Raw genomic sequence first — 24,902 nt, forward strand, 5'->3', positions numbered from 1 at the left:
TTCTTTAATTGGTAAAGTATGCAGAATGTACATAAAAAACAAACTGTCTAAATAAAATTATGAATATTGGTATTTTAGGTTTGGGTTTAATAGGCGGTTCTTTGGGTTATGATTTGCGATCGCAAGGTCATCATGTCTTAGGAGTGAGTCGTCGTGAATCTACCTGTCAAACAGCAGTAGCCCTTGGCAGTGTCGATGAAGCCTCTGTAGATATGAGTTTGTTAGCAGCCGCAGACATTATCTTTATTTGTACGCCTATCGCCCTTATTGTTCCCCAAGTTGAACAGTTAATTGCACATCTTTCCGTCGCTACGATTATTACTGATGTTGGTTCAGTGAAAGCACCGATAGTTAAAGCAGTTTCTCCATTATGGAAAAGGTTTGTGGGTGGTCATCCAATGGCGGGAACGGCAGATAGTGGCATAGAAGCGGCGCAAAAAAATTTGTTTGTGGATAGACCTTACGTAATTACACCAGATGCGACCACACCTCAAGATGCGATCGCTATTTTAGAAGAAATTGTGCGATCGCTTGGAGCTAAAATTTACCATTGCCAACCAGAACAACACGACCGCGCTGTGAGTTGGATTTCTCATTTACCTGTTATGGTGAGTGCTTCACTCATTACTGCTTGTATGGGTGAAACTGACTCAGAAGTTTTACTGTTAGCTCAAAATTTAGCTAGTTCCGGTTTTCGAGATACCAGTCGTGTGGGTGGGGGAAACCCTGAGTTAGGGGTAATGATGGCAAGGTATAATCGCCAAGCATTGTTAGGTTCGTTGCAACAATATCGCCAAAACCTGGATGACTTTATTAACTTGATTGAACAGGAAGATTGGACAACTTTAGAAGCAAAGTTGCAGTCAACGCAACAAGCCAGACCTTTGTTTACTGAGTAGGAAGCTTTGTAGAGGTATTGTTTTGAGTTATGAACAGAGGATAGTAGGCGATCGCTTTTGCCTAAACTTTACCAATGAGTGTATTAGACAGAATTACCATAAATCCTCTCTGCCTTGTTTTTGCAAAAATTCTTTCAGCTTGATGTTATTAATTTGCTGATATTGCTCAAGGGTAAGTTTATTGACAATAATGCCATTATCAGACTGCTCACCTTCTAATACTTTGGCTATTTGATCATGTATGTAGGGGTAATAGTGACTGCCATCATAAGTATTTTTGGGGTTTTCTGTTATTTCTGATGGTTGAGAAAAATCATAAGTAACATTGAAATTCTTGGAGACATTATAAATCCCTTGTGCTTGGCAATTTAGCAAGCCTTTTGCATAAACATCGTTGTAAACTGACCATGCAGATACAGGTGCAACATAACCAACTATTTCTGCATTTGGGAACACATTACGGATTTGCTTGTAATACTTGACGCGAGAAAAATCACATTCCTCACTGGTTTTCTGATCTACAAATTTAGGCTCGTATTTAGGAACTGATGAAAACACTCTGCCTTGGAAATCTTGATCATAATATCTAACTTCTCTTGCGTCATTAAAGCTAATATTATTAGCATTTGTAGTAATTGCTCGGAAAGAGAGTTTTAAAGCATCTATAGAGAAAAAATAATTATTATATATAGGAGTAGGTTTTGGCACTTTAACATCTGATTTAAATTCAGACATTTTTGTAGCAGGTAAGAAGTTAAAACCATCAATACCTACGTATACTCTTTTTGCTTTCACTCCAACTTCTTGAGCATACTTTGCATAAACTGGAAATTCTTCTGCTGTCCCAGCACTAAAAGAATAATTAAAACAATTATTTTTTTTGAATGCTTTTGTACTTACAAGAGTGAGTCTAGAACTTCCTAAAATTAGACAATCATATTTTGATGCATCTCCTCTATTTAAAAGATTAGTTTTTGTCACTCTTTCATTGAAAGTAAGATTAATTTTTGTGATTTTATTCCCATCCTTATACCAAAAGGGGTCAACTAATAAATTAAACAAGCCAATAGAGCCTAACAGTATCCCTGCTACGGTCAAGTAAATGAAAGAATACATAAATTCCTCTAAAACTGAAAATATAAAAATTCGCTAACTCTTGTCAGATGCAAAAGTGAAAATACAGTGATTACTGCGGTAACAATTGCATAGAAGGTGTTAGGATGCCAAACAAATTTATTCCAAAATGAATTGTTACGGGAAAGTTTTCTTAATTTGTCGTATTCCAACACAGGCTCATATTTGCTCATCCACTCTTGAGTGTTGGGCATCGACAAAGTGAAAATTAATAAAAGTACCACAAAAGCGATCGCGCTTTTATCTAACTCTAAATTAGTATTTGATGATAGGCCATTTAAACCAGTCATACTCTTCAATATCACAAAAGCAGATCCTAGGCTGTCTGCTCTGAAAAATACCCAACCTACTACAACAGCTAAAAAAGTTACTAACCAAGCAGCTTTTAATGTGAACCAGTTATCTTTCCAGCCAATTCTTTTTTGTAGGGCGTTCCATCGATGATTAATAATCAAATAAGTTCCATGTAATCCACCCCAAAAGACAAACTGCCAGCCTGCGCCATGCCACAATCCACCTAGTAGCATAGTGATCATTAAGTTGATGTTTCGTCTGACTTCTCCTTGACGATTACCACCTAAAGGAATGTAAAGGTAATCTCGCAGAAAGTTGGAGAGAGTAATGTGCCACCTACGCCAAAAATCGCTGATTCCTATGGCTTTATAAGGTGAAAAGAAGTTAGCAGGTAAAGTTATGCCAAACATTCTGGCTATGCCAACTGCCATGTCAGAGTAGCCAGAAAAATCAAAGTACAATTGAAGCGTGTAGGCGATTACACCTACCCAAGATTCTAAAAATCCTGGCACTATACCTTGAGCAGTAGCATTAAATAGTGGACTGGCATAAGCTGCAACGCCATCTGCAAAAATTATCTTTTTAAACAGCCCTATACTAAAAATAGTTAATCCCACTGCAAAATTTTCGGGATTATATTGATATATTTTCTTACTTGCAAACTGCGGCATCACTTCTGCATGATGAATGATCGGGCCTGCAATTAGTTGCGGAAAAAAGGTAATAAATAAGCAGTAATCTAAAAAGTTATATTCTGTTTCTCCTCGGTATGAATCAACTAAAAAAGCTATTTGTTGAAAAGTGTAGAATGATATCCCCAATGGCAAGATAATCGCTTGTAATTCAAAGTTTATATCAAACAAGCTGCTTACTGACGAAAGGAAGAAGTTGGCATATTTGTAATAACCAATAAGTAGAAGGTTAAAAGCTACGCCTAGTATGAAAATTGCTTTTTTCTTTCGTGGTGAATCAAACAACTTATTAATACTGAAGCTGAAAAAGAAATTCATAGTAACTGAAATCAGCATCAGCAAGAGATATTTAGGATTCCACCAACCATAAAAAAATAAAGAAGCGAGTAATAATGATGTTCTTGCTAAACGATAATAGCCATGTTTGCTAAGAGTGCGAAATATTAACAGAGTTAATGGCAAAAACAGAAATATAAACTCTATAGAGTTAAAAAGCATATTCTCTAAAAAGATTATTATTAAATGTTTAGCAATGTTACAGAGAGGTTATTTGGACAAAATGTGCTTTTTGTAACAAGTTTTGGGTTGTTATGTATAAACATGTATAAAAATAATAATATTTTTTATTTTCATTTAAGATTTCTTGTTCAAATTTTCATTTTTTCTAGCCTGAGCTTCACATATACAAACGTACTAAAATCTCTAAAATACTTACCAATCAGGGGTTGAAGTGATTTGCTGAAAACAGTTAACCCAATATCTAACCAATAACAGTTTTGGCGATCGCGTAGAACGTTAGAATTGGCGATCGCCAGTAAAATTGAATATTCTACGTAGGTATATAATTTTTACTTGCAACTTGAAACCCTTGCATTAACAGCATTTGAGCCTGTTTATTTTTACATAGCAAAGTTATGTATGACTACGCAGGCATAGAAAACTCAAGTATGAAATTTATGAAAATTAGGTAAAGTTAAGAGAGTGCAATAGAAATGTGAGTTACTTCGTTGTTGCCGATTTTTACTTTTTTCGATAAAGCGATCGCAACAACAACAACTTCTAAACTTGACCAGCGTTCTTGAACATCAAAATGTTTAACATTTACCTCTGGCTCAATCAAATACTCATTATCTCTAGGTAGAGGTCATTTAAAAAAGCTCTGTAATTAATTAGCCATACCGACGAGGTGTATAAACTGAGATATTGCCATCACTACGTTTGATAATTCTAGTTTGGCTAGAACCAACAATAATTACTGTCCGCATATCGGCGACATCTGGTGTTAATTGGTCAAGAGAAATTACTTGCGTTGTTTGTCCCGGCCTGCCAAGGTTTTTACCTAACACTACAGGGGTTGCTGGTGTGCGATAGCGCAACAAAATATCTCTGGTGGCTGCAAGTTGCCAAGTGCGGTCTTTGGAAACAGGATTGTAAAATGCGATCGCAAAATCTGCTTCAGCCGCCGCTGCAATTCGTTGTTCAATAATTGACCAAGGTTTCAAAATATCTGATAGTGAAATTACACAGAAATCGTGTCCCAAAGGTGCGCCAACCGCCGCCGCCGCCGCCTGCATTGCTGAGATTCCTGGCGCAACGTGAACTTCTACACTGTCCCATTCTGGTTTGGGAGAACGGTCAAGTACTTCAAACACCGCCGCCGCCATTGCATATATACCAGGATCGCCAGAGGAAACGACAGCGACATACTTTCCTGTGGCTGCTAAATCCAGCGCCATTGTTGCCCGTGCAATTTCTTCGCGGTTGTCAGACTCATGGCGTTGCTTACCATCAGCTAAAGAACCAATTAAATCGATGTAGGTTTTATACCCCACAAGGTCAGTAGCTGACTTGAGAATTTCTTTGACTTCAGGCGACATCCACTGCGTTGCACCAGGGCCAGTGCCAATAATTGCTAATTTACCGCGTGGCTGACCGATACTGCTGGAGTCAATTAAGTCGGGTGCAATGGCCAGTGCTATCTCAGTAGATGCAGTAGGAATCAGTTTAGCAGATGAGCCTGTTGCCGCGAGTGCGATTGCTTGTGCAGGGTTATAACCTGGTGTAAGTAAACTTTCATGGTGAAAAAAGCGGACAGGTACGTTTAAAGCATCAGCTAAAGTATGAATTTCTGGATTTGCTGCAATGCTAAGGGGGGCGAATATGCCAGCTACAGATGCGGGTGCAAGTTCGGCATCTGCAAGGATTTGCTTTACTGTAGTTAAATTAACAGAGGGATGAGTAATGGCGATTGCTACAGTTTGAGGATGGTAAACAAGACAATTAACAGTATGAGTAACTAATCTTTCTGTAACTCGAATGATTAAATCTCCATTTGCGTCAATTGGCAATTGACTATTACTCAACCAAGGTGCAGTTCCCTCCAATCTTACCTGCGCCCCTGCTAACAAATCGGAAATAAAAGTCTTAGCGTCATCTGGGTTTGCTAAATAATAGCCACGGGGAGGCGATAACAAAGCTGTGCGGAAGCGAATATCTCCTGTAGTTGTAATTGCTGGGTTAACATTTAGTACCTCAGCAATGCGGCGTGCTAAATCATTCACTCCATTCAGTCCACCTAACAGGGGAACTACAGCACTACCATCTTCCGCCACAGCTAACACTGGCGGTTCCTGACGTTTATCAGAAATCAGGGGGGCTAAAGTTCTAATCATAATCCCAGCAGCACAAATACCAATTAACGGAGTTCCCGCAGCAAACAACTCGCGCAGCGTTTCACCAAAATTTGTAAAGCTAACGTCAACCCCAGAGGTACGGTCTGCTAAACCATATAATGTTGCTCCTGGCAGGACGCTGATTATTTTACGGGCTATTGCTACACTATTTTGACCCAAAACGACAACAGCAGGTGCAACCTTGATCATGAGAGTTCTTGAACTTGAATAGAAATCTGGCAAATTTGATATCTTTCAAATCAAACCATAGATGTACTGCTTTTTGACGTTTGATTTTTTGTCACGTTAGTAAGTGCGATCGCTCTTCAAAATAATTTGTTCTAAAATAACCTGAGTTCAAGTTTCCAAAACGAGATGTTCTCTAGGTATATCTCATAATCGGCGTTATTTTGCACTTTCGCCATCATATCTATCCATGTACAAAGTTCTTCCGAAACAAACCGCATCTATGTACACCCGTGACGGTGTGCGTCTGGATGCAGATATCTATCGCCCTGATGCCGCAGAGAACTTTCCTGTATTATTAATGCGGCAACCTTATGGTAGAGCGATCGCATCCACTGTTGTTTATGCTCATCCAAGTTGGTATGCTGCTCACGGTTATATTGTAGTTATTCAAGATGTACGCGGACGTGGAACTTCCGCAGGCGAATTTAAATTATTCGCCCATGAAATTGCTGATGGTGAAGATACCATCTATTGGGCAGCACATTTACCTGGTAGTAATGGCAAAGTCGGGATGTATGGTTTTTCCTATCAAGGAATGACACAACTATACGCCGCAGCCTCTCAACCCAGCGCTTTAAAAACAATTTGTCCAGCCATGATTGGCTATGATTTGTATACAGATTGGGCTTATGAAGGTGGTGCATTCTGTTTGCAAACTAATCTCGCTTGGGCAATTCAATTAGCTACAGAAACTGCGCGTCTACGTAATGATCAAACAGCTTATCAAGCTTTGTTTGCTGCTGCTCGCAATTTACCTGTAAATAGCCCTGAAATTCTACAACAACTTGCCCCTGAGTCGTTTTATCATGAATGGGCAGCACATCCCCAACCAGATGCTTACTGGGAAGAACTTTCACCCAAAAATCATTTGCAAACTGTTGACTTGCCGATGTTTCATATCGGGGGATGGTTTGATATTTACCTGCGCGGTACGCTGCATTTATACAAAGATATGGTAGCCCGTAGCAGTAAACCCCAGCATTTATTAGTCGGGCCTTGGGCGCATTTACCCTGGGGTCGAAAAGTGGGGGATGTAGATTTTGGTGCTAAAGCTACCAGTCCTGTAGATAGAATGCAAATCCGTTGGTTTGATCAATTTTTGAAAGATATAGATACAGGCTTACTGCACGAGTCGCCTATTTGCCTGTTTGAAATGGGAAGTAATATATGGCGTACTTTACCCAGTTTAAACACAGCAAACCAGAAATCCTATTTTTTGTCAACCACCGGACTAGCCAGCATCCGCGAGGACTCAGGAATATTAATCCAAAATCTAAAATCCAAAATCCAAAATTCTTTTGATGTGTTAGTTCACGACCCTTGGCGACCAGCACCATCTTTAGGCGGTCACGGGGGAATACCTGCGGGTGTATTTGAGCGATCGCATATTGATTGCCGTTCAGATGTTTTAACTTATACTAGTCAACCACTAACAGAAGAGTTATATTTACTTGGTGATGTAGTTGTAGAAATTGATTGCAGTGCTGATCAACCTAGTTATGATTTATGTGCTGTCTTATCGCAATTACAGCCTGATGGACGAGTATTTAATTTGACGCAAGGTTATGTACATTGTCCACCAAATACTACTGTCCCAATCAAAATTCACCTACAAACAACTTGTGTGTGTATTGCCGAAGGTAACGCCTTGCGTTTGAGTTTGAGTGTGGCGTGTTTTCCCGCTTATGCGATGAACTCTGGGAATGGCGCAGTTATAAATAGCGCTGATTTACTCAATGCCCGAATTATCACCTTGACAGTACATTGTGGTGGCGATCGCACTTCTCAAATTTTATTACCAGTAGTTTCATTTAATTAATTTAAATTAATTGACAGATATCATGCAGATTAAAATCAAAACCTGAAAATCTATTTAATCGTTAATTTTTGTCTCCCTAGCCATTTTTGTAACTTCCATAATTTTCTCAAAGTTAAAATTATAAGCTAAATCAGCTAAATATTGTTTACTAATAGTATTATCACCAGGAATATTGGCCATTAACTGTAAAATCAAATCATCGCTACATTGAGCAGCAGCATGATAGATTTGCGCCAGCAATTCATCTGGCATTTGCACCAACCAAGGTAATAAATCATGATATGTAATAATAGGTTGTACATTTGGCTGTATTACATTTGAAAGTTGCTGTTCTTCTTCGTGATAAATATATTGGACATCTAAATATTGTTGAATTTTTTCTAATATTTGCTCTTTACGGAAAGGCTTATTAATTAAATCATCACAACCTGCTGATAAGATAGCTTCTCGTTGTTCTTCAAAGACATTGGCAGTTAAAGCAATAATAATAGAATGAACATTTGTTTCTTTAATCATCTTTGCAGCTGTATAGCCATCCATAACAGGCATACGCATATCCATAAAAATTAGATGTGGTTGCCATACTTGCCACAAAGCTACAGCTTCCTCGCCATTTGTCGCTTCTTGTACCACAAAACCCATGAATTGCAGCAATTTCACCAGTACCAAACGACTTTCTAAAATATCATCCACAACCAAAATTCGGTACTCAGTTTGTCCTGGTGCTAAACCCAGAATTTGGCGTTGAGATTGACTCGCTGAAACTTGATGAGTAGAGGCTAAACCAATATCAATTCGGAAGGTAAATGTACTACCCATACCTTTTTGACTGTTGACACTGATATCTCCCCCCATTAGTTGCACATATTTACGACTAATTGCTAAACCTAGTCCAGTTCCCTGTTGGGTTTTTTTACCAATTTCGGTTTGTCCAAAGGCTTGAAACAACAAGTCGATTTCTTCTGGGGAAATACCAACACCTGTGTCTTGTACCTCAAAAATTAGGGAGTGGAAAGTGGTGTGTTCTGCATTTGTTTGAGGTGCTAATTTGACGCGCAAAGTTACACTGCCTGTCTGAGTAAATTTAATTGCATTTCCTAAGAGGTTAAGTAGAACTTGACGCAGTTTGTTATCGTCTGTTTGCACATATTGCGGTAGGTTTGCTGCATATTCAAATCGCAGTTGTAACCCTTTGGAATTGGCACGCAAACGCAACATTTCTTCGAGGTTTTCTAATAAAGTAATTAAATCAAAACTACTAATGTTCAAAGTAGTTCTGCCAGCTTCGATTTTGGACATTTCTAAAATGTCGTTGATTAAGTTGAGCAGATGTTCGCCTGCACGATTAATAATTGCTAGGTTTTGTTGATGTTCTGTTGACAGTTGATTGTCATAGCTCATGATTTGCGTAAAGCCAAGAATTGCATTAAGAGGTGTGCGTAATTCGTGGCTCATGTTGGCGAGAAATTCGCTTTTTGCTCGGTTTGCAGCATCAGCAGCAATCACTGCTGCTTGTAATGCTTCTGATTGTCTTTGAGTTTGTGCCAAAAGTTCCGCTTGTTGTAAAGCAACTCCTAAATGATTGCCAATTTGAACAACAATGTTAATTTCTCCTGTTTTCCATTGTCGAGAATTAGAATTTTGATAACTTGCTAATAATCCCCACAGTTTGCTACCACAAAAAATTGGGACAATAATATAAGCTTTTGCCTGAAAGCGCTCTAATAAGTCTAAGTAACAAGGGTCAAAGTCAGCTTTGTAAATATCTGAAACACAACGGAAACTTACATCTTGGTGATATATTCCACCTTGGTTTGCTTGCAGATAAGTATCCTCGATTGGGTAAGCTGCACTCTCTAAAATAGTTTCTAAACATCGACCATCTTCTATAGCATTGTTTTTGACAATGGGATCTTTTTTCTGTTCCAAAATTAAAGATTTCCAACCTTCTCCCATTGACTCAGAGACAAATTCACCACTCCAATCAGGATTGAAACGATAAACAGCTACCCGATCGCAATTTAGTACTTGTCTTAATTCTGCGGTGGTGGCGGCAAAGATTTTGTCTAAATCTAAGGTCTGTCGCATTCTTTGAATGACTTGGGCGATCGCTTTTTCTCGTTCTGCACTCTCGCGTAAGGCTGCTTCTGCTAGTTTACTGTCGGTTATATCTGTAATTGTCCCTATGTGTCCGGTAATTTCTCCGTTTTCGTTGATTTCAGGTAAAGCTTGGCAAATCACCCAGACACTTTTACCATCAGGACGCAGAAAACGATGCTCACACTTGTATAAAGATTTAGCTGCTGCTGCATTCCAGGTAGCAAAAACGCGATCGCGATCATCTGGATGTAAGCCTTTGGCCCAGCCAGTCCCCATCGCTTCTGATTGTTTTAAGCCAGTAATGTCACACCAGCGCTGATTGAAATAAATGCAATTACCTAATTCATCGGTATGCCATATCCCCACAGGTGAAGCCTCGGCTAATGTTTGATAGCGTAGCCGACTTGCTTGCAAAGCCAGTTCTGCGTATTTGCGATCGCTAATTTCAATCACAACTGTACCCAAACCAGAAAGGCTGTTGTCCTCACCAGGTATCGGAAAATACGAAGTCAAGAAATAACTTTGTATCTCTGGTTGTTTAGGTATGGGCGTACAAATTTCTACATTGAGAATTCCTTGACCAGTCGATAATACATGTTCGTAAAATGGTGCTACTAAAGGTGCAATTTCGGGTATTACTTCATACATTGTCTTCCCAATATGCTCTTGTTGGGATAACCCGTTAATATCAGCTAAAACTTGATTAATCTGCACATACCGCAATTGGTTATCTAATATATTCATCCCCACAGGCGCACTGCTGAAAAAAGCATTCAGTCGAGCCTCTCGTAGCGCCAATTCTCGTTCTAAAGTTTTGCGTTCTGTAATATCTTTATGAGTCCCCGTCATCCGCAACGGTTGACCCCCACTGCCCCATTCTACAATTTTGCCGCGACACTGAATCCACTTCCATTCCCCATCAGCACAGCGCATTCGACATTCAACTTCATAAACAGTACTCGCACCTTGGAGGTGAACTTTTAAAGCTGAGGTGACTGCTGATAAATCTTCTGGATGGATAATCTGCTCAATAGCTTGATAATTATCCCCAATGTCGTTTTCTGTGTACCCCAGCATTTTTTTCCACCGCCAGTCACGGTAGACTTTACCACTGCTGAGATTCCAATCCCACAAGCCTAAATCACTGGCTTCTAGGGCTAATTGTAAACGTTCTTCACTTTGCCTATGGGCGGCTTCGATAATTTTGCGCTGAATCAAACTACCTAACTGGGTAGCAACAGCCCCAATTAACATCAGCAAACGCTTATCTATTAATGCTGAACTGCGTTTAAAAAATACTAAAATCGCTAATACTTCACCATCAGCTAAAATTGGCACACCAAAAGCAGCTTTTAATCCTAATTTTGCAGCTTGTGGCGATCGCAAAAACACTGGTTGCTTAGCAGTAGATACATCTTCTATCCATTCTGGTTGTCTAGTTTGCCAGATTCGTCCTGGTAGTCCTTCACCAAGGACAAATTTGAAAGTTTGGCTTTCATCACAGAATTTCTCTAAGTTGATTTCCTCTCCATGCCAAACTAAACTATGTTCTAAAACTGTGCCATCATCACTAGGTAACCATGCTTCGCCAAAATCCCAATTTATAGAATGGCAAATTAAGCGCAGCACTACTTTTAAAGCACTCTTAACATCAACAGCACGAGTAATAGCTTGCGAAGTTAATAGTAATAACCTGCTTTCATTTTCTGCTTGCTTGCGTTCCGTAATGTCTTTAGCAGTGCCTAATACATATTGTTGTCCATCAATTTCCATCATTTCCGCACTAAACAGCATTGTTTTGATTTCTGCATTTGAGGTACGGAAATCAACTTCATAGTTGCGTAGGGATTTTGTTTGTTGTAGGATTTGCCCAAGCAAAACACATTCTTCGCAATTAGCCCAAATCTGCATTTCTTTCTCAGTACGACCAATCACTTGGTTACGAGAATAACCAAACAGCCTACAAAAACTGTCATTAACTTCGATGTAGCGAGTTTCTGGAAATTTACACAGGATAATTGGGTCGGGAGATGCTTTAAAAGCGGATGCTAACTTTGCTTCAGAAGCGCGACGTGCAATTTCGGCCCGTTGGCGTTCCCGCGCTTCTAATGCTAAAGATGCTAAATTACTGAGGGAACGGGCAAAGTTTTGGTCTTCTAGTGTCCATTCACGTAAAATTTCCACCGCCTCCAGACACAAAACTCCCACGGTTTTTCCTTCTAATCTAATTGGTGTATCCAGAATAGAAGTAATATTAAGGCGTGAATAAAGTTGAGCGAATTCTCTAGTTCGAGGATCAGTATGAACATCTTCAACAGCAATCACCTCATCTTGCTGCAAAGCTTGAAAATAAATGGGATAGTTTGCTACGGCTAAAGTATGCCCTTCACTATGTTGGTGACAACTTTGCTCAAATAAGTCAAGGCAATAGATATGAGTTGAAGATTCATTATATAGCCAGAGACTGGCTCGCTCGATTGTCAGGTTTTTAGTAACGACTTCTGTAATTTCTCTAAATGCTACCTTGAGATTGCCTTGATATAATACCTGATTTTTGGCTAATTCTGTTAATGCTAAGTTATGGTTACGGATTTTGATACTAAGTAAATTTATCGCTTGTTCTGTACCTTGGAATTGTGGTGATTTTAGCCGATTTTGAAGATTAATATGAGGTTGAATTCGGATAAGAATTTCGTGTGAGCATAGTGGTTTAGTAATATAGTCAACAGCACCTAATTCAAAAAATTTTGCTTTATCTTTTAAAGTTTTTATAGGACTGAGAAAAATAATGGGAATATTTTGAGTTTGTTTATTATTTTTGAGATGTTGACAAACTGCATAACCATTCATGTTTGGCATGATAATGTCAAGCAAAATTAAATCAGGTAATATTTCTATAACTGCATTAATTGCCTGTGAGCCAGAACTAAATTTATGTACTTGACAATTTTGATTTTCAAGAACTTCAGTTAAAAAATCTAAATCAGTAGGTTGATCATCAACTAATACAATTTTGATTGGTTGATTATACATATATATAAAAATTTCTAATTTCTCAGAAAATATTAATAAATAAAATTGAAAATAAAATATATTTCTAGCAAAATAGAATTATTAATAAATATAATGCAAGCATAAATTATTAGCCATTATTTCTCCAACTTCTTCATATACCTAAAATTAGGTTGGCAGGATCTCGTAACAGAAATTTAATCCGTGTGAGGTCTAGCTTGAAAATAGAAACTAGAGAATCAAGGCTAGACAATAAATTTCTTTTATGTTTGCTAGTAGGTCTCGTGATTGATTGTCTTGTTAAGACATTCTTCACAAGTTCCTCATATTTCAACGTTAAATTTTTGTTAGAAGTGTTGCTTTTGGCATTTTCTCGTAACTACCAAAATTTAGATGCAGTTTCGTCAAATCAAATGCAGCACGTCAAGTAACGCGTAGCCATAATTGATTTAATGAATATTTTGGCAGCGATCGCGCAATTTTGCTCAGAATATCAAGGGCATTGATGAGTAATGTAAACACAGGAGGAAATAGATGGCAACTCAACCAACTCACCCATCGCCAACACTCCCAGAAATTCCCCCTGGCTATCTCAACATTATGGGCTATGTTGACGAATCAGAAGTTAACGGCCCTGGTTGTCGTGCTGTTGTTTGGGTACAAGGTTGTCCACGTGAGTGTCCTGGGTGCTTTAACCCTGAGTCGTGGCCATTTGAAATTAACCAACTGATTTCTGTGGATACCCTCGCCGAACAAATTCTCAGCAAACCACAAAACACAGGTGTAACTTTCTCTGGTGGTGAACCCTTTTGGCAAGCACCTGCACTAGCCGCTTTGGCACGTAAACTAAAAGCTGCTGGCTTAAATATCATGTCTTTTACAGGTTTTACCCTCAAACAACTCCAGTCTGAGTCTGCACCTCCCGGTTCTCAGGAATTATTAGAACAGTTAGATATTTTAATTGATGGGCCGTTTGTTGAATCTTTAGCAATTAATTCTCCCAATTCCCCTGTTTCCTCCAGTAATCAACGGGTGAATGTCTTTAACCCAGCTTTAGCAGACCAAATTACTTGGGCTAGTGACCAAATTGAAATCCACATTCTCAAGGATGGTAGCCGCATTGTCACGGGTTATCGTGGGCGGTTGGAATTGACTTGACAGGTAGTCATACCATTTGGGATTTTGGATTGAGATTTACTATCTGTGTAAGAGTTCTGTCAATCTATCCATCGCAATATCATTGTAGGTAATCCTTAATTTTTAATTAAGTAGAAAGTCGAGTTCAAGATAACCATTCAAAAAAGATCACAAGGCTAAAAGCCTCTTTACTCCTGCCTTATCTCCACACAAAATATTTACCTAAGTCTACTGTTCACCTTTAAAGACAGTAGGTAATACTGAAATAGTGTTGGATCATTTTCCGTATTTTGATATGCGACAACTATTTCAGTATCTACGTACCGGGGTCATCCTCTGCTTGCTTTGTTTGGTCTTAGGCTGGACACTGCCTGCACAAGCGGCTACCGAGATTGATTCTAAACTCGAAAAGCAAGTCTTAGAGATTATCCGTAACAATCCCCAATTCGTGATCAATGCTCTACAAGAGTATCAGCTGGCAAAGCAAGAGAAATTAGTACAAGTACAACAAGCTTTTTTAAGCGATTTAAAAACTAATCCTGAAAGTATCATCGGAGATTCACCGACAACTGGCTCAACTCAATCAAAAACTGTGCTGATAGAATTCTCTGATTTTCAATGTCCCTACTGTGCTGAGGTGCAGAAAACATTGAAGTCAGTAGTAGAAAAGCACAAAGATAATCTCACCTTGGTTTATAAAAATTTACCTGTAGTTTCCACTCACCCCGAAGCAGTACCAGCAGCACAAGCAGCTTGGGCGGCTAAACAACAGGGTAAGTTTTGGGAATATCATGATGCTTTGTTTGCAAATCAAAAGCAACTAGGTGAAGCTTTGTATGTAGATATTGCTAAAAAACTTAATTTAAATTTGCCAAAATTTGAAAGCGATCGCAAGCTTGCTAAAACAGCAGTTGAAAAAGATCTCAAACTAGCTAATGAATTGGGCATCGCTGGCACACCTTTCTTAGTGATTAAAGCTGGAGATTTTGTTGGTGCAGTACAAGCATCAGACATTGAAGCTAAATTGGCTAATGCTAGTTAAACTCATTAACTAAATTTAGGTTAGTGGTTAGCCCTTTAAAACTAACCACTAACCATCCAGAAATAGTCAGATATCAGGCTTTTAAATAACACAGTTACTCATGAGGTTCATTGACTGCTAACAGTTAACTATCAACAGTCAACAACTGAATACTTTTTTCTTATTCTTCCAACGATTTGGCTGGTACTTCTACCGCTGTCACATCAATTGTGCCTTCTGGTGCAAAGCGTTGGAAATGACCTTTCTGAACTAAGATCCGTTCTCCACAGTTGGGACACTGTAATTGGCTATTATTTAAGCCTGTGAATTCATATGCACAAACGGGACACTTGTCAGTCACTAAGTTGCGTTGTAGCCACCAGCGAAACCCGAAGAATGCAACCACAGGTGCTAGTGACAGCAGTGCAAACAGAATAAACAACGACTTCACTAACCAACCCAAGCCCAATGAACCTAGCAACCAGATAACTGCTAATAAAGTGAGCAAAGGGCGGAGATTTACCAGATTCAATTGAGAATTGTTAAAGCTCATTTTTTAAGTACTGTCTTGCTCTCTTTCTAGGATAGCGAGTTTGGGGTTAGTTAATGGTTATTTGTCAATGGTCAATGGTTAATCTGTTTTAACTATTGACTATGGATTATGGACTCTTGACTAATGACAATAGCTGCTGTCGGAAGGCTGTTGTGCCGAAATGAGCGATCGCTTGTTCTCGCAACCACTGTCCATCACAACGTTGATCTTTCTTGTGCAGAATTTCAATACAAGCTGCGGCGACGGCATCAGCATTACGGTGTGGAACGCGCCAGCCTAGTTTACCATCTTGTAAGGGGTCAGCCGAACCATCAGCATCACCCGATAACACGGGTACACCACAAGCCATTGCTTCGAGATAAACAATCCCAAAACCTTCTTGAGAAGGCATGATGTAAGCATCTGCTAGGCGGTAATGGGCGATTAAATCTTCTGTTGTGACAAAGCCAGCAAACACAACGCGATCGCTGACACCCAAATCTGTTGCCAACTGGTCTAATCGTGGTTGGTCATCACCACGACCAATTACTAAATATTTGACATCAGGGAAAACTTGAGCGATTTTCGGTAGCGCCCGAATCGTTACGTCAACACCTTTGTAAATATCTCCCGACCAGAGGCGTGCTACTGTCATCAAGACTTTAGCATCTGTTAAGCCATACTTTTCTACTAAGTCTGGCAGTTTTGACCCTGGTGTAAATTTCTCCCCATCAATTGCACAAGGAAGCATTTTAACTTTGTTGGGGTCAATCCCATTAGCAGCACAAGCGCGATCGCGGCTGTAGCGGCTAATTGTCCAAATTTCGCTGGCGGCGGCGAGGGCGCGGCGTTCTGGATTTTTTAACGGTTCCCAAACTTCTTTACCGTAGGTGAGGACTGTGTAGGGAATACTTAAAGGCTGACAAAGAGTTTGGATTAATACTGCGAGTTTAATATGACCACAAAAAACGTGTTGGGGGCGTTTTTGTAACAGAAACTTTAACAAAGCCCCTGCCATATTAATTCTGCCTATTTGCGGCGAATTATTTTTAAAATAATGAAATTTTAAACTCTCAGACTCAAAAGGATTTGCGCAGTTAGGACTATCTCGCAGTACAAATACTTCTGCATTGTGTGCTGAGTTTAATTCCAAATAAGCCTGAAAAATATCTTTTACATAAGATTGAATACCACCTTCACAAGCAAAAATTTCTATAAAAACGAAGACATGGCGAGATTTAGTGTTATTTTTTTTACTTGCTTTCGGGTTTTCTCCCATTACATCAATCAGCATTTACGTTTTTATTTATATAAGTTTTACTCTTTTGCAGCCTGAGTAATCTCAATGCTGCTGCCAAATCTTAGCAAAAGAGTAATTACAATCGTATGCTGACTTTACTAGACTGAGTATTTTTTTTTATACAAACTTTTTTAGTGCATAAGAAATCCCGTTTTATTTTGCTTTTGGAATTTCTTGGTTGGCATACTTGACAATTAGTAGGCAATTTCTCTCATCATTACTACGTTCGTAAATTACCCGATCAGTTAACCGCCGCAACAAAAACCATCCGTAGCCACCTACTTGGGGAGTACCGGGTTCTGGCTCAGCGATCGCATCGGGATTAAAAGGTTTACCATGATCCCAAATTCTGATTTCCATACGGTCAACCCATAGGCTAACTTCTATCTCTATGGTTGTTTCCGGTGGTAAAGCTCGATGAGCGTGACGAACTGCGTTGGTAAAGCCCTCTGCTAATGCTAAATTAAGTCGATAAAGTTGGCTTTCTGACCAACCAAATTGAAATACATATTGCAGACAAAATTGCTCAAACCATTGTTGCACTTTATTTAAGAGCGTAAGGTCGCTCGTTACAGTCAGATGGTCTCGCTCCACCATGCTTAGCATTGACCGTGACTTGAATATTCAATAAAAGATGTGTTTAGTTGTTGGCTATTAGAGATTTTAAATTTTGGAATAGCTATTATGGCAGGGAACAGGTGACAGGGGACAGGGGACAGAGTTAAAAGTCTTTTGGTGCCTGAGTTTTATCATCTGTTAATTTCCTAACTAACTTGGCTATTGCCATAATCCAAAACTGAAAATCCAAGATGCTACCTGGATTACTAAAATTGACGCTTGTTACTTGTTTCACAAGCATATTGCGGGGAGATGAGTGGCGCTAACCACTCACCTCCTTGTACATGCTTCTGAAACTTACAAGCGTCAAAGCAATTTTTGGTGACTAATCTAAATTTAGAACAGTCCCAAGGTCAAGGATTTGTCTAAAGGTAAAGCAGCACCAATACCCAACCACAGAGTTACGAGAGTTCCAAACAGAAATACTGTGGTCGCAACTGGGCGGCGGAAGGGGTTTTGGAACTTATTAACGCTCTCAATGAAGGGAACAAGAATTAGTCCCAAGGGTACGGAAGCCATTGCTAAAACTCCCAACAATTTGTTAGGAAGCGATCGCAAAATTTGGAATACTGGGTACAAGTACCACTCTGGCAGAATTTCCAGTGGTGTAGCAAAAGGATCTGCTGGTTCACCTGTCATTGCTGGATCTAGTACAGCTAGAGCCACAATACAAGCGAAAGATCCCATGATTACAACTGGAAAGATGTAAAGTAGGTCGTTAGGCCAAGCTGGTTCACCGTAATAGTTGTGACCCATACCTTTGGCCAGTTTAGCTCTTAGAATAGGATCGCTCAGATCGGGTTTTTTTACTGTTGCCATTTTTAAGTGCGCTCTCCTGCTGAATTTCAGTTAAAGCATTGATGTTAGCCGTTTGCTATCAGGCCGCCCTAGCCTTGTGTCTTTAAGACCACCTTGGATAAGGGAGTAGCTTTTAGCTTCCTAATAGAATTGTCTGTGATTTTTTTGCTGATGTGGTGTATCTAATTTTTCATCAGTTTAAAACAAACAACTTTGTCTGGAAACAGCTATTGCCTTTTCACATTTTGGCCGAACAAACAATTAAATTACAAAGGCCCGGAAATGCCTTGCTTGCGGATCATCAAGAAGTGGAACAGCATGAATACTGCAATTAACCAAGGCAAAACAAAGGTGTGGGCGCTGTAGTAACGAGTTAAGGTTGCTTGACCAACACTAGAACCACCACGTAGTAGGTCAGAAATCAGTACCCCAACTACAGGAATTGCTTCTGGTACACCACTAACAATTTTCACAGCCCAGTAACCAACCTGATCCCAAGGCAGGGAGTAGCCTGTAACTCCAAAGGAAACGGTGATTACAGCCATGATTACACCACTCACCCAGGTCAATTCGCGGGGCTTTTTAAAACCACCAGTCAAGTAAACCCGGAAGACGTGCAGAATCATCATCAACACCATCATGCTGGCAGACCAGCGATGGATAGAACGAATCAGCCAACCGAAGTTTACTTCGTTCATGATGTACTGCACAGAAGAGTAAGCTTCTGCAACTGTTGGCTTGTAGTAGAACGTCATGGCAAATCCAGTGGCGAACTGGATGAGAAAGCAAGTTAAGGTAATTCCACCCAGGCAATAAAAAATGTTGACGTGAGGAGGGACGTACTTGCTTGTTACGTCTTCTGCGAGCGCCTGAATTTCCAAGCGTTCCTCAAACCAGTCGTAAACGTTGGCCATACAATCTCAAGTTCCTAAAAATCGGTTGCGGTTGATAAATCTCCCAATTGGCAATTTTGGGATTTTCACAAAAAGGTTGTTTGTTTGGTTTTTTGCTGTCAGAGTTATCAGAGTTTTAAGCAACTTAACACTCTGTAAATATGAAATATATGGCGTTCTCTTTGCAACCAAACACTTAAAATGCCAGTTCCAAAGTAGATCTTATCGTTTGTAGAGTGCCTTGTGTACTCATCGATTGCTTTAACAATTTGATGAGAGCAATGCACTACTTCTATAAAAAAAGTAACATAGTCGAGAGATAGATTTCATCAAAGAAGGGAATAGGGAATAGGGAATAGGGAACAGTTTCTCCTTTGCACTTGTTCTCTATCTGGGAACTAGAGACCCATATTTCTATGAGTGGCAAGTTCTGGTTGGGGATTGAAACCCGCACCACAACCTTCTGTTTCCCTTCGGGTTCGCCAGTCCCCCATCGTGACGGAAATCGCCAAGACGGGGGCTGGTCTCACCTGTTGCCCGTTCCCTGTTCCCTCTTCAGAAAAAACAAGAGAACTGGGCAGTTCTGTACAATTTGGGTTCAGGTGGAATTGAAAATGGGGTTCATGCAAAAGCAAGTTTTTCGGATAGGATTTTCACTATTTTTGGCGTTTTGTTTGGCGATTGGCGGATTCATCCCAACAGCAACGGCTTTGACTAATGAGCAAAAGTTAGTTTCAGAAGTGTGGCGCATTGTCAATCGCACTTATCTAGATGAGACATTTAATCATCAAAACTGGGCAGCAGTCAGACAAAAAGTCTTGGAAAAGCCGCTGAACAATACACAAGCAGCTTACACAGCGATTCAGTCCATGCTCAAGAGCCTAGATGACCCTTTTACCCGTTTTTTAGATCCAGAACAGTATCGCAGCTTGCAAGTTAATACTTCTGGAGAATTAACAGGGGTTGGTTTGCAAATTGCCCTCAATCCGCATACAGGACAACTAGAAGTAGTTTCGCCGATTGAAGGTTCACCAGCAGATAAAGCAGGCATTAAACCGCGCGATCGCATTCTGAAAATTGAAGGATTTTCTACAGAGAACTTGACCCTGGATGAAGCTGCGGCCAGAATGCGTGGCCCCATTGGCAGTTTAGTAACGCTGTTGATTGAACGTGATGGAGAGGAACAGCGAGAAGTTAGTATAGTACGCGATCGCATTGAACTCAACCCTGTTGTTGCCCAATTGCGTACTTCTCCTCAAGGTACATCCATTGGTTATCTTCGCCTCACTCAATTTAATGCCAACGCTTCTATGGAGTTGGCACACGCTATTAATAGTCTAGAAAAAAAAGGCGCTGCTGCCTATATTTTAGATTTACGCAACAATCCTGGCGGACTTTTACAGGCTGGCATTGAAATTGCTCGGCTGTGGTTAGATTCTGGCACAATAGTCTACACAGTTAATCGCCAAGGCATTCAAGGCAGTTTTGAAGCCTTTGGCCCGCCACTGACACAAGATCCCTTAGTCATTTTGGTCAATCAAGGAACTGCTAGTGCTAGTGAAATTCTCGCTGGCGCACTGCAAGACAATGGACGGGCGACATTAGTAGGCGAAACTACATTTGGTAAAGGCTTAATTCAATCTTTATTTGAATTGTCAGATGGTTCTGGTTTGGCAGTCACCATTGCTAAATATGAAACTCCGCAGCATCGAGATATTAATAAATTAGGAATTAAGCCAGATCAAGTAGTTACCCAACAACCCATTTCCCGCGAACAGATTGCAACAGAAGCCGATTTGCAATATCAAGCAGCAGTCGAAATATTGGCGAGAAATACTGTAGCTGTAGGGGCTAAGGGCTAGAGATTAGTAGAGACGCGAAATTTCGCGTCTCTACTTCTCTATTACCTTTACAAAATCGGTTGTGCCTGCAACAAAGCTGGAAAATCCAAGGCAGCAAGTTGCTTGTATGCTTGGTCTATAACTCGTTTACCTCTGAGAAACCCTGTATTCGCACCAGGACAAATATATTGAAGGGTTTCTGGGGTAAATCTTTCTAATAAAGATTGAACATTTTTAATTTGTCTAAGCCAGTGAAAGGTTTTGGCTGTGCGTAATGGGACTGGTTCACCCTGCTGATTTGGTACTAAATGCCGACCAGAAAATAAAACGCCGCCTAATTCACTGTAATAAAGGCAAGATGAACCTGGAGAATGACCTGGAGTCCAAATTATTTGTGCGGTGGAAGTAAGAGAAATTTCCTGGGTAAAGGTAGTAACGGTTAGACCTGGTAACAAATACGCTTCTTGTTCTTGAATTACAATCTCACAACCCAAAGCAGACTGAAGTTCTGCTGTTTTACCAATAGCACTACGATGAGTAATAAATAACCATCTTACACCCCCATGCGATCGCAAAAAATCTAGATTCATTTGGTCTAAGGCTGGGCAATCGATGAGGATATTCCCTTCATTTCTTACAATGAAGTAGGAGGTTCCTCCCAATGTGTCCCGATTTGGTGGAAAAGCCAAAATGCTATCTAGCACAGGCCGTGGTGACTTAGCTGTATGACTGGGCTGTTGAGGTAAGGAACACATGAAAAAAACTAAATGAAAATGAGGAGTGGTAAAACTTTAGTAACACAGTTGAACTATTTATATCTTTTGAGCAATTCATCTGTTGCAATGATTTTGCAAATTGGTATGAAAAATCAATCCTTAAGAGTTAACTATTGTTAAAAATTCGGGTTTTAGAGTCTGCTTTGTGGTGAGGGCTGTGCTGCTAACACCACTGGTGAGACACTTTTCCAAATTATTAAAGAACACATGACTTTTTGGTTTCTCCTCCTACTGGGACTAGCTACTTATCTGATGGTGCAACGCAGTGCTGTTGGCATTACACGCACGCCTGTTTGGTTGTTATGGCTAGTGTTAATGACACCAGCATTGCTATTAACTGGATGGACAATGAGGTATGGCATAAAACAACCTCCGCCACCAGGTCTGATTATTGGGTCGTCTATTGTTTGCCTTTTGTTATACTGGCTGTTATTTCAATGGGGGCGAACAGCACCAACAGATCAGCAAACTGAACCCCAAACTTCTACATTACAGGCTATTCATCCTACCGCAGAACCAGTACCAGTGCGTCCCATTGAACCTACCGAAGAAAGCCAGCTGCGAAATTGTTTTCCCTGGTCTGTATACTACATCCAAAATCTTGAGTATCGACCTCAAGCTATTATCTGTCGAGGTCAGTTAAGAACTAAACCTCATCAAGCTTACCAACAAATTAAGTCCAATATCGAAGCACAATTTGGCGATCGCTTTTTAGTGATTTTTCAAGAAGGAGTCAATGGCAAACCTTTCTTTGTTTTAGTGCCTAATTCACAAGCAGCCTCAAATGTCAACAAAAATAAAACAGAAAATTTAACTAGACCAGGATTAGCACTTTTACTACTGATTACAACTCTGTTTACTACTACCTTTGTGGGCGCAAGAATTGCTGGTGTTGAGCTAACAGCATTAAAATCTGATCCAAATGTTTTATTCAAAGGATTGCCATATTCCTTGGGTCTAATCACGATTTTGGGCATTCACGAACTTGGTCACTATTTGACAGCTAAGTTCTACAAAATTCGCTCAACGCTGCCTTATTTTATCCCTATGCCTTTTTTCTTAGGCACTTTCGGCGCATTTATTCAAATGCGTAGTCCAGTACCTAACCGTAAAGCTTTATTTGATGTCAGTATTGCTGGGCCAATTGCCGGATTTTTGGCAACATTACCCATAATAATTTGGGGTTTGGCTCATTCTGAGATAGTTCCTATGACTGACAAAACAGGAATTCTCGACCCAGATGCACTTAATCCGAGATATTCAATTTTATTAGCATTACTTTCAAAATTAGCCTTGGGTAGTCAATTGACTGCGAAATCTGCTATCGACTTGCATCCATTGGCTGTGGCTGGTTTTTTAGGATTAATTGTGACAGCCTTGAATTTGATGCCTGTGGGACAACTTGATGGTGGTCATATTGTCCATGCGATGTTTGGGCAACGAACAGCAATAGTTATTGGTCAAATATCTCGCTTGCTACTGCTATTACTGTCTTTGGTACAGTCAGAATTTTTTGTCTGGGCGATCATTTTATTATTTATCCCTCTGATTGATGAACCCGCCTTGAATGATGTTACAGAATTAGATAACGGGCGTGACATTTTGGGATTAATGGCTATGACTTTATTAATCATCATTATTTTGCCATTACCACAGGCGATCGCTAACTTACTCCAAATTTAGGGGAGTGGTGAGTAGGGAGTAGGGAAGATTTGTTTTTCTTCTATCTCCTACCCCTTGTATCCTCTAAGATGCTGAATTACTCACTTCAGTTGCTTTCGCTGCTGCTGGGCTACCACCCATACGAATTTCTGAAGTAAAGGAAGCCATACTAAAACCGCCAAAGCGCTTGAGAATACTAACGCGCATTCTTAAATTGGGACTAGCAAACCACAGACGTTCTTCAGACCACATCGTTTCGTACTCTGTGGTTAAAGTTAATGCGTCATCACTGCCCATCTTATAGCGTCCGGCGACAGGAGCTTTTTCCGCATAACCCATTTCTCGTAGTAACCTACCTTCACTTGGATTATCGGCATCGGGTACAGTAACTAACACAGTTGAACCAGTGTGCTTCTCTTCATCCCATTCCATTGTGCCGTTCCAGGTAACTCTTGCACCACAGGAAGCTTCACTGGGGTTGACTTCGTACTGTTGACACAGTTTGATAACTTCTGGATGATCTGCGGCTAACATCTCAATTACAATGTCTGATTTGCCATCTTCAGACTGCTTAAATGCTAAATGGTGGCTAGTACGATGGGAAAACCATTTACCAGCACTTAACTCAAAAAACTCTTCAATATTCATGAATGATTTTACCCTGCATCAAAATACTAAAAGTCCCTCTTATTATTAAAAGGTAGCAGGAGAAGCAAATTTTATGCTTGTTTGTCTTTTTCCTCAATCCTCTTAAGACAGACTCTTGCTGCTTCGGCAACGTTGGGGTGGCTATCTTTCTCTAAATATTTTAAAGCCGAGATACTCTTGGGAGTGGGCAGATTTCCTAGAGCTTCTGCCAGCCGTTGTCGGATTAACCAATCTTCTGATTGAGCAAATTTGAGAATACTATCAACTGCTTCTAAGTCGCCAATTTCCCCTAGTGCAGAAATCGCCGCTTCTTGTACAACCGTTTCTTCACTATTCAAGGCTTGCATGAGAATTTCGTGGGCGCGTGGATCTTTGAGATTCCCTAAAGCTACAGCAGCACTAAAGCGTACTAGCCAATCAGTATCTTCATAAAATGCTCTAGACAGCGCCTCAAATGCTCTGGTATCACCTAAATAGCCCAATGCGCCAGCCGCATCAGCACGGATACCATAGTCAGGGTCAGTTTGCAAAATTCTAACTAAAATTGCATAACATTCGTCAGTTTGCTTGACTCCCAAGGCAAAGATTGCCATAGACCGCAGTTGCAGAGAATCATCATTCAACACCTTTTTAATTAAAGGTACTGCATCTTCAGCCGGGACATCGCGCAGACTTGCAAGCGCAACCATGCGATCGCGTAAATTTGAACTTTCTAACTGAGCAGAAATTTCCTGTAAGGGTAGAGCAGCCATTTATTATTAAAGCGCTTTCTTTACTTATCTTTACTTTACCTGATTCGTTGATT

General features: G+C 40.1%; 19 protein-coding genes. 6 read left to right on the forward strand and 13 right to left on the reverse strand.

Going from position 1 to position 24,902, the window contains the following annotated elements:
- The first annotated feature begins 59 nt into the window (after nucleotides 1-59).
- Nucleotides 60-899 carry a prephenate/arogenate dehydrogenase gene (locus tag ACMX3D_RS19260; protein WP_482747476.1) on the forward strand — a complete coding sequence of 280 codons (840 nt, stop codon included), beginning with the start codon at nucleotides 60-62 and terminating at the stop codon, nucleotides 897-899.
- 93 nt (nucleotides 900-992) lie between these two features.
- Here the strand turns inward: ACMX3D_RS19260 and ACMX3D_RS19265 are convergent, their stop codons facing one another.
- The 4 genes from ACMX3D_RS19265 to cobJ all read right to left on the reverse strand — a co-directional run bounded on the left by ACMX3D_RS19265 (nucleotide 993) and on the right by cobJ (nucleotide 5,901).
- Complete coding sequence (locus tag ACMX3D_RS19265) at nucleotides 993-2,015, reverse strand: hypothetical protein (protein WP_482747477.1); 1,023 nt, start codon at nucleotides 2,013-2,015, stop codon at nucleotides 993-995.
- Between the two features lie 8 nt (nucleotides 2,016-2,023).
- Complete coding sequence (locus tag ACMX3D_RS19270) at nucleotides 2,024-3,517, reverse strand: MBOAT family O-acyltransferase (RefSeq protein ID WP_482747478.1); 1,494 nt, start codon at nucleotides 3,515-3,517, stop codon at nucleotides 2,024-2,026.
- A 475-nt stretch (nucleotides 3,518-3,992) separates the two neighbouring features.
- Complete coding sequence (locus ACMX3D_RS19275) at nucleotides 3,993-4,139, reverse strand: hypothetical protein (RefSeq protein WP_482747479.1); 147 nt, start codon at nucleotides 4,137-4,139, stop codon at nucleotides 3,993-3,995.
- A gap of 49 nt (nucleotides 4,140-4,188) precedes the next feature.
- Nucleotides 4,189-5,901 carry a precorrin-3B C(17)-methyltransferase gene (gene cobJ, locus ACMX3D_RS19280; RefSeq protein ID WP_482747480.1) on the reverse strand — a complete coding sequence of 571 codons (1,713 nt, stop codon included), beginning with the start codon at nucleotides 5,899-5,901 and terminating at the stop codon, nucleotides 4,189-4,191.
- A 226-nt stretch (nucleotides 5,902-6,127) separates the two neighbouring features.
- Here cobJ and ACMX3D_RS19285 point away from each other — a divergent pair, with 226 nt between their 5' ends.
- Nucleotides 6,128-7,759: a CocE/NonD family hydrolase gene (locus ACMX3D_RS19285; RefSeq protein WP_482747481.1), complete on the forward strand. Its 1,632-nt coding sequence runs from the start codon at nucleotides 6,128-6,130 to the stop codon at nucleotides 7,757-7,759.
- 54 nt (nucleotides 7,760-7,813) lie between these two features.
- On the opposite strand, the gene ACMX3D_RS19290 is transcribed toward ACMX3D_RS19285, so the two are convergent.
- On the reverse strand, nucleotides 7,814-12,892 hold the full coding sequence (locus tag ACMX3D_RS19290; RefSeq protein WP_482747482.1) for a PAS domain S-box protein: 5,079 nt from the start codon (nucleotides 12,890-12,892) through the stop codon (nucleotides 7,814-7,816).
- A 513-nt stretch (nucleotides 12,893-13,405) separates the two neighbouring features.
- On the opposite strand from ACMX3D_RS19290, the gene ACMX3D_RS19295 reads away from it, so the two are divergent.
- Together ACMX3D_RS19295 and ACMX3D_RS19300 are read left to right on the forward strand one after the other, a co-directional pair.
- Nucleotides 13,406-14,029 (forward strand): 4Fe-4S single cluster domain-containing protein, encoded by a 624-nt coding sequence (locus tag ACMX3D_RS19295; protein WP_482747483.1) that lies wholly within the window; start codon nucleotides 13,406-13,408, stop codon nucleotides 14,027-14,029.
- Between the two features lie 274 nt (nucleotides 14,030-14,303).
- A complete protein-coding gene (locus tag ACMX3D_RS19300) occupies nucleotides 14,304-15,050 on the forward strand; it encodes a DsbA family protein (protein WP_482747484.1) in 747 nt (248 codons plus the stop codon).
- 160 nt (nucleotides 15,051-15,210) lie between these two features.
- On the opposite strand, the gene ACMX3D_RS19305 is transcribed toward ACMX3D_RS19300, so the two are convergent.
- The 5 genes from ACMX3D_RS19305 to petB all read right to left on the reverse strand — a co-directional run bounded on the left by ACMX3D_RS19305 (nucleotide 15,211) and on the right by petB (nucleotide 19,191).
- Nucleotides 15,211-15,582, reverse strand: a complete 372-nt coding sequence (locus ACMX3D_RS19305) for a hypothetical protein (protein WP_482747485.1) — start codon at nucleotides 15,580-15,582, stop codon at nucleotides 15,211-15,213.
- Between the two features lie 106 nt (nucleotides 15,583-15,688).
- Nucleotides 15,689-16,855 carry a glycosyltransferase family 4 protein gene (locus tag ACMX3D_RS19310; RefSeq protein WP_482747486.1) on the reverse strand — a complete coding sequence of 389 codons (1,167 nt, stop codon included), beginning with the start codon at nucleotides 16,853-16,855 and terminating at the stop codon, nucleotides 15,689-15,691.
- A gap of 159 nt (nucleotides 16,856-17,014) precedes the next feature.
- Complete coding sequence (locus tag ACMX3D_RS19315; protein ID WP_482747487.1) at nucleotides 17,015-17,467, reverse strand: ATP-binding protein; 453 nt, start codon at nucleotides 17,465-17,467, stop codon at nucleotides 17,015-17,017.
- A 348-nt stretch (nucleotides 17,468-17,815) separates the two neighbouring features.
- Nucleotides 17,816-18,298 carry a cytochrome b6-f complex subunit IV gene (gene petD, locus ACMX3D_RS19320; protein ID WP_482747488.1) on the reverse strand — a complete coding sequence of 161 codons (483 nt, stop codon included), beginning with the start codon at nucleotides 18,296-18,298 and terminating at the stop codon, nucleotides 17,816-17,818.
- Nucleotides 18,299-18,543: 245 nt separating this feature from the next.
- Nucleotides 18,544-19,191 carry a cytochrome b6 gene (gene petB / locus ACMX3D_RS19325; RefSeq protein ID WP_190707232.1) on the reverse strand — a complete coding sequence of 216 codons (648 nt, stop codon included), beginning with the start codon at nucleotides 19,189-19,191 and terminating at the stop codon, nucleotides 18,544-18,546.
- A gap of 593 nt (nucleotides 19,192-19,784) precedes the next feature.
- Between petB and ctpA the strand changes: the two genes are divergently transcribed.
- A complete protein-coding gene (ctpA, locus tag ACMX3D_RS19330; RefSeq protein ID WP_482747489.1) occupies nucleotides 19,785-21,032 on the forward strand; it encodes a carboxyl-terminal processing protease CtpA in 1,248 nt (415 codons plus the stop codon).
- Between the two features lie 47 nt (nucleotides 21,033-21,079).
- On the opposite strand, the gene ACMX3D_RS19335 is transcribed toward ctpA, so the two are convergent.
- Complete coding sequence (locus ACMX3D_RS19335) at nucleotides 21,080-21,766, reverse strand: MBL fold metallo-hydrolase (RefSeq protein WP_482747490.1); 687 nt, start codon at nucleotides 21,764-21,766, stop codon at nucleotides 21,080-21,082.
- 228 nt (nucleotides 21,767-21,994) lie between these two features.
- On the opposite strand from ACMX3D_RS19335, the gene ACMX3D_RS19340 reads away from it, so the two are divergent.
- Nucleotides 21,995-23,470, forward strand: a complete 1,476-nt coding sequence (locus ACMX3D_RS19340) for a site-2 protease family protein (protein WP_482747491.1) — start codon at nucleotides 21,995-21,997, stop codon at nucleotides 23,468-23,470.
- 63 nt (nucleotides 23,471-23,533) lie between these two features.
- Here the strand turns inward: ACMX3D_RS19340 and ACMX3D_RS19345 are convergent, their stop codons facing one another.
- Complete coding sequence (locus ACMX3D_RS19345) at nucleotides 23,534-24,097, reverse strand: phycobiliprotein lyase (RefSeq protein WP_482747492.1); 564 nt, start codon at nucleotides 24,095-24,097, stop codon at nucleotides 23,534-23,536.
- A gap of 71 nt (nucleotides 24,098-24,168) precedes the next feature.
- On the reverse strand, nucleotides 24,169-24,849 hold the full coding sequence (locus tag ACMX3D_RS19350) for a HEAT repeat domain-containing protein (protein WP_482747493.1): 681 nt from the start codon (nucleotides 24,847-24,849) through the stop codon (nucleotides 24,169-24,171).
- Nucleotides 24,850-24,902: the final 53 nt, after the last annotated feature.

This window comes from Anabaena sp. TISTR 8404 (assembly GCF_056847745.1).

Bases quoted from the DNA above. Each gene is read 5' to 3' on its own strand.
- ACMX3D_RS19260 (WP_482747476.1), top strand. From the start codon at position 60: ATGAATATTGGTATTTTAGGTTTGGGTTTAATAGGCGGTTCTTTGGGT.
- ACMX3D_RS19265 (WP_482747477.1), bottom strand. From the start codon at position 2,015: ATGTATTCTTTCATTTACTTGACCGTAGCAGGGATACTGTTAGGCTCT.
- ACMX3D_RS19270 (WP_482747478.1), bottom strand. From the start codon at position 3,517: ATGCTTTTTAACTCTATAGAGTTTATATTTCTGTTTTTGCCATTAACT.
- cobJ (WP_482747480.1), bottom strand. From the start codon at position 5,901: ATGATCAAGGTTGCACCTGCTGTTGTCGTTTTGGGTCAAAATAGTGTA.
- ACMX3D_RS19285 (WP_482747481.1), top strand. From the start codon at position 6,128: ATGTACAAAGTTCTTCCGAAACAAACCGCATCTATGTACACCCGTGAC.
- ACMX3D_RS19290 (WP_482747482.1), bottom strand. From the start codon at position 12,892: ATGTATAATCAACCAATCAAAATTGTATTAGTTGATGATCAACCTACT.
- ACMX3D_RS19295 (WP_482747483.1), top strand. From the start codon at position 13,406: ATGGCAACTCAACCAACTCACCCATCGCCAACACTCCCAGAAATTCCC.
- ACMX3D_RS19300 (WP_482747484.1), top strand. From the start codon at position 14,304: ATGCGACAACTATTTCAGTATCTACGTACCGGGGTCATCCTCTGCTTG.
- ACMX3D_RS19305 (WP_482747485.1), bottom strand. From the start codon at position 15,582: ATGAGCTTTAACAATTCTCAATTGAATCTGGTAAATCTCCGCCCTTTG.
- ACMX3D_RS19310 (WP_482747486.1), bottom strand. From the start codon at position 16,855: ATGCTGATTGATGTAATGGGAGAAAACCCGAAAGCAAGTAAAAAAAAT.
- ACMX3D_RS19315 (WP_482747487.1), bottom strand. From the start codon at position 17,467: ATGCTAAGCATGGTGGAGCGAGACCATCTGACTGTAACGAGCGACCTT.
- petD (WP_482747488.1), bottom strand. From the start codon at position 18,298: ATGGCAACAGTAAAAAAACCCGATCTGAGCGATCCTATTCTAAGAGCT.
- petB (WP_190707232.1), bottom strand. From the start codon at position 19,191: ATGGCCAACGTTTACGACTGGTTTGAGGAACGCTTGGAAATTCAGGCG.
- ctpA (WP_482747489.1), top strand. From the start codon at position 19,785: ATGGGGTTCATGCAAAAGCAAGTTTTTCGGATAGGATTTTCACTATTT.
- ACMX3D_RS19335 (WP_482747490.1), bottom strand. From the start codon at position 21,766: ATGTGTTCCTTACCTCAACAGCCCAGTCATACAGCTAAGTCACCACGG.
- ACMX3D_RS19340 (WP_482747491.1), top strand. From the start codon at position 21,995: ATGACTTTTTGGTTTCTCCTCCTACTGGGACTAGCTACTTATCTGATG.
- ACMX3D_RS19345 (WP_482747492.1), bottom strand. From the start codon at position 24,097: ATGAATATTGAAGAGTTTTTTGAGTTAAGTGCTGGTAAATGGTTTTCC.
- ACMX3D_RS19350 (WP_482747493.1), bottom strand. From the start codon at position 24,849: ATGGCTGCTCTACCCTTACAGGAAATTTCTGCTCAGTTAGAAAGTTCA.